The sequence below is a fragment of the Dokdonella sp. genome, assembly GCF_039926425.1.
GTDB lineage: Bacteria > Pseudomonadota > Gammaproteobacteria > Xanthomonadales > Rhodanobacteraceae > Dokdonella_A.
The window spans coordinates 1-9006 of the sequence record NZ_JBDSWZ010000037.1 but is presented as its reverse complement, the minus strand read 5'-3'; the positions used below and the strand labels follow the sequence as shown (position 1 = coordinate 9006).

The window sequence follows — 9006 nt, the reverse complement described above, 5'->3', positions numbered from 1 at the left end:
GTCATTGAGCTTGCGCAGGCCCAGGGCGCGCACGCTCAGGCGATGACGGCCCTTGCAACCATTTACGCTCTTGAACAGGCGGACGCGAATCGTCTTGCCTGCAGTTGCCGTTGTCTTACTCATTGCCAAGCACCTCATCGAGGGATTTGCCGCGCTTGGACGCAATACGCTGCGGCGACACCATCGCCTGCAAGCCATTGATCGTTGCGCGCACCAGGTTGATCGGGTTGCGCGAACCGACTGCCTTTGCGAGGACGTTCTTCACACCGACCACTTCAAGGACCGCGCGCATTGCACCGCCGGCAATCACGCCGGTACCTTCGGAGGCAGGCTGCATGTAAACCTTGGCGGCACCGTGGTGCGCCTTCACTGCGTGGAACAGCGTGCCGCTGTTCAATTCGATCTTCACCATGGCCTTGCGCGCACGCTCCATCGCCTTGGAGATTGCGATCGGCACTTCGCGCGCCTTGCCATATCCGAATCCGACGCGGCCATCGCCGTCGCCGACCACGGTCAGAGCGGTGAAGCTCATCTGGCGGCCACCCTTGACGGTTTTTGCCACACGGTTGACGGCGATGAGCTTCTCGAGCAAGCCATCGGCGCTTTCACGTTCGTTGTTGTTCGCCATGTTTCACCTGTCATGCCGCCCGTAAACGGTGCGGACTTCTGCTTGCGGCGAGGCCGCTTGGAATTGTGGTGTATCCCGTTCCGGAAACGCTCAAATCCGGTGTAGCACGTTCATTGCCAGCGCCAGACATGCGTCCAGCGACCGGCGATTTCCAGAGTTGCAACGATCTCGAAAGGACCGCGCAATCCTCAGAACTTGAGGCCAGCCTCGCGCGCTGCATCCGCCAGCACCTGGATACGACCGTGATAACGGTAGCCTGAGCGGTCGAATGCCACTTTCTCGATACCTGCCTTGATTGCGAGCTCGGCAACGGCCTTGCCAACGGCTGCCGCGGCATCCTTGTTCTTCGTTCCTTTCAAACCGTCGGCAACGCTCTTCTGCACCGTTGAGGCAGCTGCGATCACCTTGTCGCCATCCGCGCTGAACACCTGCGCATAGATATGCTGCGAGCTGCGATGAACACTCAGCCGAGGCACGCCGAGCGATCGGATGTGGGAACGCGTCGTCTTGGCGCGGCGAAGTCTTGCAATGTTCTTGATCATGGTAGTGCTCCCGAAGCTGAAGGCTCATGGAGATCGCGAACACACTGCTCGCCTCTCCCGCGGATCGACCGCGATTACGCCTTCTTGGCTTCCTTGATGTTGATCTTCTCGCCGGAGTAACGAACGCCCTTGCCTTTGTAGGGCTCCGGTGGACGGAACGCGCGGATCTTCGCAGCCACCTGGCCGACGCTCTGCTTGTCGTTGCCCTTGATCAGGATCTCGGTCTGGATCGGCACTTCGATCGTGATGCCTTCCGGCGCCTTGAACACGACTGGATGCGAGAAGCCGAGGCTGAGATTGAGATCCTTGCCGGCGAGCGCGGCACGATAACCGACGCCGACCAGTTCCAGCTTTCGCGCGTAGCCTTCGCTGACGCCGATTGCCATGTTGTTGATGAGCGCGCGTGCCGTGCCGGCCATCTTGTGGTCATCGTCGGTGCGCGCCTTCAACTGCACCTGGCCGTTTTCCACCGACACATCGACACCGCTCGGAGCCGCCATCATCAGGCTGCCTTTCGGGCCCTTGACGGTGATCTGGTCAGGCTGCACCTGGCACTCGACGCCCTTGGGCAGTACAACGGGTTTCTTTCCAACGCGTGACATGGTTTCTATTCCTCCAGGATCACGCAACCAGACCGATGACTTCGCCACCCAGACCCTGCTTGCGGGCCTGTGCGTCGGTCATGATCCCGGACGACGTGGAAACAATCGAAATGCCGAGGCCGTTGAGGATCTTCGGCAGATCGTCCTTGCCACGGTAAACGCGCAAGCCCGAACGACTGATGCGTTCAATACGCGCAATCACCGGCTTGCCTTCATAATATTTCAACGCGATCTCGAGCTTGGGTTTGCCGTCGACCACCTGGGTCTGGACCTCGGCGACGTAGCCTTCATCCTTCAGCAGATTCGCAAGCGCCTGCTTGACGCGCGACGCCGGCATGGCCACCGAGCGCTTGCCCGTGGCTTGCGCATTACGGATGCGCGTAAACATGTCGGCGATGGGATCAGTCATGCTCATGGTTCAATTCCTCATCTAGCATCGATATCCGGGTGCATCCGCCTGAAGCGGATCACCTGAATTGTGTTGTTTACCAGCTGGCCTTGCGCAGGCCCGGCACATCGCCGCGCATGGTCGCTTCGCGCAACTTGTGGCGGCCGAGGCCGAACTTGCTGTAGACGCCCCGCGAACGGCCCGTCAATGCACAGCGGTTGCGCTGGCGGGTCGGACTGGAATCCCGTGGAAGCTTCTGCAGCTTCACCGCTGCGGCCAGCTTGTCATCGTACGACGCCGTCGTACTGGCGACGATCTTCTTCAGCTCGGTGCGCTTCGCGCCATGCTGTTTCACCAGCTTGGTGCGCTTCACTTCGCGGTTGATCATTGAACGCTTTGCCATGTCTCGACTCCCAATCAGTTGCGGAACGGGAAGCTGAAGGCTTCGAGCAACGCCTTGGCTTCTTCGTCGTTGCGCGCGGTCGTGGTGATCGCAATGTCCATTCCGCGCAATGCATCGATCTGGTCGAAGTCGATCTCGGGAAAGATGATCTGCTCCTTCAGGCCCATGTTGAAATTCCCGCGACCGTCGAATGAACGACCCGAAATGCCGCGGAAATCACGTACGCGGGGAAGCGAGATATTGATCAGGCGATCGAAGAATTCGTACATGCGGGTCCGGCGCAAGGTCACCTTGCAGCCGATCGGCCAGTTCTCACGGATCTTGAACGTGGCATGCGCCTTTCGCGAGAGCGTGATGATCGGCTTCTGACCGGCGATCTTCGCCATGTCACCGACCGCGTTCTCGAGAATCTTCTTGTTGCCGACCGCCTCGCCCACGCCCATGTTGAGTGTGATCTTGGACAGGCGCGGCACCTGCATGATGTTGGCGTAGCCAAAGCGTTCCATCAGCTTCGGCGTGACCTGTTCTTTGTAGATGTTTTCAAGACGCGTCATGGCAGCAAACCTCAGGCGTCAATCACTTCACCGGAAGGACGATACACGCGGACCTTGCGCCCATCCTCGAGCGTCTTGAATCCCACGCGTTCACCCTTGCCGGAGACGGTGTTGAACAGCATTACGTTGGAAATATGGATCGCAGCCTCACGCTCGATGATTCCACCCGGCTGGTTCGCCTGGGGATTCGGCTTCGTGTGGCGCTTGATCAGGTTGATGTTCTGCACGAACACGGATTCACCCGCGACGCGCGTCACTTCGCCCTTCTGACCCTTGTTCTTGCCGGCGATGACCATTACCTGGTCGCCTTTGCGGATACGGTTCATCGTTAAACCTCTTTACAAAACTTCCGGCGCGAGCGAGACGATCTTCATGAATCGTTCGCTGCGCAGCTCGCGCGTGACCGGCCCGAAAATACGGGTGCCGATCGGCTCGAGCTTGTTGTTCAACAGAACGGCAGCATTGCCGTCGAAGCGGATCAGCGACCCATCGGCCCGACGCACACCCTTGCGGGTCCGCACGACCACGGCATCGTAAACCTCACCCTTCTTCACCTTGCCGCGCGGAATCGCTTCACGCACCGACACCTTGATCACGTCGCCGATGTGGGCATAACGGCGCTTGGAACCACCCAGCACCTTGATGCACATCAATTCGCGTGCGCCGCTGTTATCCGCTGCTGCCAGCGTGCTTTGCATCTGGATCATGTTACTCGCTCCTTCCGCTCTGCACGTTTCAGGCTTCTGCGCGCGTGACGACTTTCACGACGCGCCAGTTCTTGGTTTTCGACAGCGGACGGCATTCCGCAATGCGGACGACGTCGCCTTCCTTGCACTCGCCGGCCTCGTCATGCGCGTGGACCTTGGTGGACCGACGCACGATCTTGCCGTACAGCGGATGTTGCACCTGGCGCTCGAGCAGGACAGTCACGGTCTTCTGCATCTTGTTGCTGACGACGCGACCTTCGACGGTGCGCTGTACCTTATCGGTGTCATTCATGCTCACGTTCCCATCTTCTTCGAGCCGAGCAGATGCTTGACCTGCGCGATCTCACGACGGACGCGACCGAACTGATGCGTCTGTGTCTGCTGCCCGGCGCCCTTCTGCATGCGCAGGTTGAACTGTTCGCGACGCAGTTCGACGAGATGCTCGCCGAGCTGCTGCGGATTCTTCTGGCGGAGTTCTTTCAGTTCCATCACAGCACCGTCCGGGTAACGAATTGGGTCTGTACCGAAAGCTTGGCGGCAGCCAGGCGAAACGCTTCGCGCGCCTCAAGCTCCGTCACGCCTTCCATCTCGTACAGCATGCGGCCCGGCTGCACCGGGGCCACCCAGAATTCGACGTTGCCCTTGCCGTTGCCCATGCGGACTTCGATCGGCTTCTTCGAGATCGGCTTGTCCGGGAACACGCGAATCCACAACTTGCCACCACGCTTGACGTAACGCGTGATGCAGCGACGTGCAGACTCGATCTGACGTGCGGTCAAATGACCGTGCGTCGTCGCCCTCAGCCCGTACTCGCCGAAGCTGACCTTGTTCGAGACATAGGCCAGGCCTCGGTTGCGGGCCTTCTGGACCTTGCGGTATTTGGTGCGCTTGGGTTGCAGCATGACTTACGCTCCCGCCTTCGGCGCGCGGCGCGGCGGACGTTCGTCCGACGCTTCGGCCTTGGCTTCCTGCTGAGAGGCGTGCAGGTCGAAGACTTCACCCTTGTAGACCCAGACCTTCACACCGATGATTCCGTACGTGGTCTTCGCTTCGGCGAAGCCATAGTCGATGTCCGCACGCAGCGTATGCAGCGGAACGCGACCTTCGCGATACCACTCTGAACGCGCGATTTCGGCACCGTTGAGGCGTCCACCGACGTTGACCTTGATGCCGAGCGCTCCGAGACGCATCGCATTCTGAACCGAGCGCTTCATCGCGCGACGGAACATGATGCGGCGCTCGAGCTGCTGCGCGATCGACTCCGCGACCAGTTGCGCATCAAGCTCGGGCTTGCGCACTTCGGTCACGTTGATGTGGGCGGGAACGCCCATCACCTGCGAAACTTCCTTGCGCAACTTTTCGATGTCTTCGCCCTTCTTGCCGATGACGACACCCGGGCGAGCCGTGTGGATCGTCACGCGAGCGGTCTTGGCCGGGCGCTCGATCAGGATCTTCGAAATGCCGGCTGCGAAGAGTTTCTTCTTCAGCAGCTCGCGCACCTTCAGGTCCGCGCCGAGATACTGCGCATAATCGCGCTTGCCGGCGAACCATTTCGAATTCCAGTCCTTGCTGATGCCAAGGCGGATACCCGTGGGATGAACTTTATGACCCATCGTTTCGGTTCCTGTGCCTTATTCGCCGACAACCACGGTGATGTGGCTCGTGCGCTTGGAAATACGTGAGCCGCGACCCTTGGCGCGTGCATGCATGCGCTTGAGGACCGCGCCCTCGTCGACGAAGATGCGGGCGACTTTAAGCTCGTCCACGTCTGCGCCGAGATTGTTCTCGGCGTTGGCGACCGCCGACAGCAACACCTTCTTGATCAGGTGGGCTGCCTTCTTGTCGCTGAAGGTGAGCAGGTTGGTCGCTCGACCGACCGCCATTCCACGCACCTGGTCAGCGACCAGACGCGCTTTCTGCGGTGAGATGCGCGCGCTGCGCAGAATCGCTTTGGCTTCCATCGTGCTCATCCGTTACTTCTTCGAATCCGAGGACTTCTTGTCGCCCGCGTGGCTCTTGAACGTCCGCGTGACCGCGAACTCGCCAAGCTTGTGGCCGACCATGTTTTCGTTGACCAGCACCGGGACATGTTGACGCCCGTTGTGGATCGCCAGCGTCAAGCCCACCATTTCCGGGATGACCATCGAACGACGCGACCAGGTCTTGATCGGGCGCTTGTTGTTTGCGGCACTCGCGACTTCCACCTTCTTCTGGAGGTGATGATCGACGAACGGGCCTTTCTTGAGAGAGCGAGCCATCTATCAACCCCTGCGATCGCGGACGATGAACTGCGTCGTGCGCTTGTTCTTGCGTGTCTTGTAACCCTTGGCCGGCGTGCCCCACGGGGACACCGGATGTGGATTGCCCTGTCCAGCCTTGGCCTCACCACCACCGTGCGGATGGTCAACCGGATTCATCGCTGCGCCGCGGACGGTCGGACGCACACCGCGCCAACGACTCGCACCAGCCTTGCCGAGCTTCTCCAGACTGTGTTCGGTATTGCCTACTTCGCCGATGGTCGCGCGGCACTCGGCCGGAACCTTGCGCATTTCGCCGGAGCGAAGACGCAGCGTTGCATAACCCTGCTCGCGAGCAACCAGCTGCGCGGACGCTCCTGCCGAACGTGCGATCTGCGCACCCTTGCCAGGCTTCATCTCGATGCAGTGGACGGTCGAACCGATGGGCACGTTGCGAAGCGGAAGCGAATTACCGACCTTGATCGGCGCGTCGTGACCGCACATCAGCTGGTCGCCGACCTTTGCACCCTTCGGCGCAATGATATAGCGACGCTCGCCATCGACGAACAGCAACAGGGCAATATGCGAGGTGCGGTTCGGATCGTACTCAATGCGCTCGATGCGGGAGGCAATGCCTTCCTTGTCGCGCTTGAAATCGATGATGCGGTAGTTCTGCTTGGAGCCGCCGCCCTTGTGTCGCGTGGTGATGCGACCGTAATGGTTGCGACCACCGGTATTGGACTGCGATTCGGTCAGTGGACCGTACGAGTCGCCCTTGTGAAGACCGGGCGTGAAGACGCGTACGACCGCGCGACGTCCAGGAGAAGTTGGTTTTACTGTGATCAATGCCATGGGTTGGTCACCTTACGCCTTGGCCGAAACGTCGATGGTCTGACCATCGGCAAGACGTACATAAGCCTTGCGCCTGTTGCTGCGCGTACCGGAGCGCGAACGGAACGCCCGGGCCTTGCCTTTGACGTTGACCAGGTTCACCGACTTGACCTCGACGCTGAACAGTCCTTCGACAGCCGCTTTGACGTCGGCTCTGGTTGCGGTCGGCGAGACCACGAACACGTATTGGTTGATTTCCTGCAGCCGCGCACTCTTTTCGGAGATATGCGGTGCACGCAGGACGCTGAAAAGCTGCTCTTTCATGCCAGCCACTCCTCGATGCGCTTGATCGATTCGACGGTCATCACGACCTTGTCCGCACCGACGAGACTGACCGGATCCAGCGCCGAGACGTCGACAACGTGCAGGTAAGGCACGTTGCGGGCCGCCAGGAACAACGACTCCGGCGCGTTCTCGGCAACCAGTACAACGCGACCCGTCGCTTTCAACTCGTCGAGCTTCGCACGCATGAGTTTCGTCTTCGGCTGTTCGACGCCGAACGACTCCACCAACGAGATGCGACCTTGGCGGTTGAGCTCGGAAAGGATCGAGATCATCGCGCCGCGGAACATCTTGCGATTGACCTTCTGAGCGAAGCTGCGCGGCTTTGCAGCGAACGTCACGCCACCGCCGCGGAAGATCGGCGCCTTCAACGCGCCGTGGCGCGCACCGCCGCCTTTCTGCTTCTTGGATTTCTTGGTGGTGCCGTTTACTTCCGAACGCGTCTTCTGCGCCTTCGTACCGGCGCGACCCGCGTTGCGGTAAGCGACGACGACCTGATGCACGAGGTCTTCGCGGAATTCCTTGCCGAATACTTCATCGGACAAGGTGACGGGCTTGGCGCCAATGACATTGAGTTCCATGGCGTCCTCCTTACTTCGACTTCGCGGCGGGGCGGATGATCACATGGCCGCCCGGAGCACCCGGAACCGCACCCTTGATCGCGATCAGATGGCGCTCGGTATCGATCTTGACGACTTCGAGATTCATCGACGAACGGTTCACGTTGCCCATCTGGCCGGACATCTTCTTGCCCGGAAACACGCGGCCCGGCGTCTGGCGCTGGCCGATCGAGCCCGGCGAACGATGCGACAGCGAGTTGCCGTGCGTCGCGTCGCCCATCGAGAAGTTCCAGCGCTTGATCGTGCCCTGGAAGCCCTTGCCCTTGGTCACTCCGGCGACATCGACTTTCTGACCGACCGAGAACACCTCGTCCGCCTTCAACTCGCCGCCAACCGCAAACTTGCCGAGCTCACCCGCTTCGACGCGGAACTCCCACAAGCCACGACCCGCTTCGACCTTGGCCTTCGCGTAATGACCCGCGAGCGGCTTGTTGATCAGCGCAGCGCGCTTCTTGCCCGACGTAACCTGGATGGCGCTGTAGCCATCGATTTCGACCGTCTTCACCTGAGTCACACGATTCGGCGTCGCTTCGATCAGCGTCACCGGAATCGAGCGGCCATCTTCGGTAAAGACGCGGCTCATGCCGCATTTACGACCTACCAATCCGATACTCATCATCGTATCCCGTTACCTGCGTACTTCAATGCAACTTGATCTGGACGTCGACGCCGGCCGCGAGGTCGAGCTTCATCAGCGCGTCCACGGTCTTGTCGTTCGGATCGACGATATCCAGCACACGCTTGTGGATTCGCGTCTCGTACTGGTCGCGCGCATCCTTGTCGGCGTGCGGTGACGTCAAAACCGTGTACCGCTCGATTTTGGTCGGCAACGGAATCGGACCGAGCACCTGCGCGCCGGTGCGCTTCGCCGTCTCGACGATTTCGCTCGCGGAACGATCGATCAGGCGATGATCGAAAGCCTTGAGCCGAATACGAATCTTCTGGTCCGCCATTGCCGTGTCTTCCTAAAGAGCGTTTGTTCGAATGCTCGCCGTTTCCGGCGCGCCGCTTTTGCCAATGTGTCCTACAGAACGATCTTCGCCACCACACCGGCGCCGACCGTGCGGCCGCCCTCGCGGATCGCGAAGCGCAGACCTTCGTCCATCGCAATCGGGTGGATCAGCGTGATCACCATCTTCACGTTGTCGCCCG

At 60.3% G+C, this 9006-nt stretch carries 20 protein-coding genes and 1 pseudogene; all 21 read right to left on the bottom strand.

The annotated features are described in order from the left end of the window. A partial coding sequence (locus ABIV12_RS02320; protein WP_348055821.1) for an uL30 family ribosomal protein occupies nt 1–123 on the bottom strand: 123 nt, incomplete at its 3' end. Beyond that, nucleotides 116–628 (bottom strand): 30S ribosomal protein S5, encoded by a 513-nt coding sequence (rpsE, locus tag ABIV12_RS02315; protein ID WP_348055819.1) that lies wholly within the window; start codon nt 626–628, stop codon nt 116–118. The genes rpsE and ABIV12_RS02320, both read right to left, overlap by 8 nt. 188 nt (nt 629–816) lie before the next feature. Beyond that, entirely contained in the window at nt 817–1170 is a 354-nt protein-coding gene (gene rplR / locus ABIV12_RS02310; protein ID WP_348055817.1) for a 50S ribosomal protein L18, read from the bottom strand. A gap of 74 nt (nt 1171–1244) precedes the next feature. Then, nucleotides 1245–1772: a 50S ribosomal protein L6 gene (rplF, locus tag ABIV12_RS02305; RefSeq protein WP_348055815.1), complete on the bottom strand. Its 528-nt coding sequence runs from the start codon at nt 1770–1772 to the stop codon at nt 1245–1247. Between the two features lie 19 nt (nt 1773–1791). Beyond that, nucleotides 1792–2187, bottom strand: a complete 396-nt coding sequence (gene rpsH, locus ABIV12_RS02300; RefSeq protein WP_348055813.1) for a 30S ribosomal protein S8 — start codon at nt 2185–2187, stop codon at nt 1792–1794. A gap of 70 nt (nt 2188–2257) precedes the next feature. Then, nucleotides 2258–2563, bottom strand: a complete 306-nt coding sequence (gene rpsN / locus ABIV12_RS02295) for a 30S ribosomal protein S14 (RefSeq protein WP_348055811.1) — start codon at nt 2561–2563, stop codon at nt 2258–2260. A gap of 14 nt (nt 2564–2577) precedes the next feature. After that, nucleotides 2578–3117: a 50S ribosomal protein L5 gene (gene rplE / locus ABIV12_RS02290; protein ID WP_348055809.1), complete on the bottom strand. Its 540-nt coding sequence runs from the start codon at nt 3115–3117 to the stop codon at nt 2578–2580. 11 nt (nt 3118–3128) lie between these two features. Then, complete coding sequence (gene rplX / locus ABIV12_RS02285) at nt 3129–3443, bottom strand: 50S ribosomal protein L24 (protein WP_348055807.1); 315 nt, start codon at nt 3441–3443, stop codon at nt 3129–3131. Between the two features lie 12 nt (nt 3444–3455). Beyond that, the gene (gene rplN / locus ABIV12_RS02280) at nt 3456–3824 is read right to left on the bottom strand and encodes a 50S ribosomal protein L14 (protein ID WP_348055426.1); all 369 of its coding nucleotides are present in this window, start codon (nt 3822–3824) and stop codon (nt 3456–3458) included. Between the two features lie 28 nt (nt 3825–3852). Next, on the bottom strand, nt 3853–4116 hold the full coding sequence (rpsQ, locus tag ABIV12_RS02275) for a 30S ribosomal protein S17 (protein WP_348055805.1): 264 nt from the start codon (nt 4114–4116) through the stop codon (nt 3853–3855). A 2-nt stretch (nt 4117–4118) separates the two neighbouring features. Continuing rightward, entirely contained in the window at nt 4119–4313 is a 195-nt protein-coding gene (rpmC, locus tag ABIV12_RS02270; RefSeq protein WP_348055803.1) for a 50S ribosomal protein L29, read from the bottom strand. Continuing rightward, nucleotides 4313–4726: a 50S ribosomal protein L16 gene (gene rplP / locus ABIV12_RS02265; protein WP_348055801.1), complete on the bottom strand. Its 414-nt coding sequence runs from the start codon at nt 4724–4726 to the stop codon at nt 4313–4315. The genes rpmC and rplP overlap by 1 nt, the downstream gene beginning before the upstream one ends. 3 nt (nt 4727–4729) lie before the next feature. Next, on the bottom strand, nt 4730–5437 hold the full coding sequence (gene rpsC, locus ABIV12_RS02260; protein ID WP_348055799.1) for a 30S ribosomal protein S3: 708 nt from the start codon (nt 5435–5437) through the stop codon (nt 4730–4732). Nucleotides 5438–5455: 18 nt separating this feature from the next. Next, nucleotides 5456–5785, bottom strand: a complete 330-nt coding sequence (rplV, locus tag ABIV12_RS02255; RefSeq protein WP_348055797.1) for a 50S ribosomal protein L22 — start codon at nt 5783–5785, stop codon at nt 5456–5458. A gap of 12 nt (nt 5786–5797) precedes the next feature. Then, nucleotides 5798–6082 carry a 30S ribosomal protein S19 gene (gene rpsS, locus ABIV12_RS02250; protein WP_348055795.1) on the bottom strand — a complete coding sequence of 95 codons (285 nt, stop codon included), beginning with the start codon at nt 6080–6082 and terminating at the stop codon, nt 5798–5800. A gap of 3 nt (nt 6083–6085) precedes the next feature. Beyond that, nucleotides 6086–6913, bottom strand: coding sequence for a 50S ribosomal protein L2 (gene rplB / locus ABIV12_RS02245; protein ID WP_348055793.1), 828 nt, complete (start codon nt 6911–6913; stop codon nt 6086–6088). A gap of 12 nt (nt 6914–6925) precedes the next feature. Continuing rightward, nucleotides 6926–7216 carry a 50S ribosomal protein L23 gene (gene rplW / locus ABIV12_RS02240; protein WP_348055791.1) on the bottom strand — a complete coding sequence of 97 codons (291 nt, stop codon included), beginning with the start codon at nt 7214–7216 and terminating at the stop codon, nt 6926–6928. After that, nucleotides 7213–7815 (bottom strand): 50S ribosomal protein L4, encoded by a 603-nt coding sequence (gene rplD, locus ABIV12_RS02235; RefSeq protein ID WP_348055789.1) that lies wholly within the window; start codon nt 7813–7815, stop codon nt 7213–7215. Before rplD ends, rplW begins: the two co-directional genes overlap by 4 nt. 10 nt (nt 7816–7825) lie before the next feature. Further along, nucleotides 7826–8470, bottom strand: coding sequence for a 50S ribosomal protein L3 (gene rplC, locus ABIV12_RS02230; protein WP_348055787.1), 645 nt, complete (start codon nt 8468–8470; stop codon nt 7826–7828). Nucleotides 8471–8495: 25 nt separating this feature from the next. Next, nucleotides 8496–8807 carry a 30S ribosomal protein S10 gene (gene rpsJ / locus ABIV12_RS02225; RefSeq protein WP_348055785.1) on the bottom strand — a complete coding sequence of 104 codons (312 nt, stop codon included), beginning with the start codon at nt 8805–8807 and terminating at the stop codon, nt 8496–8498. A 71-nt stretch (nt 8808–8878) separates the two neighbouring features. Beyond that, nucleotides 8879–9006: pseudogene (gene tuf / locus ABIV12_RS02220) on the bottom strand (elongation factor Tu); the annotation flags it as partial.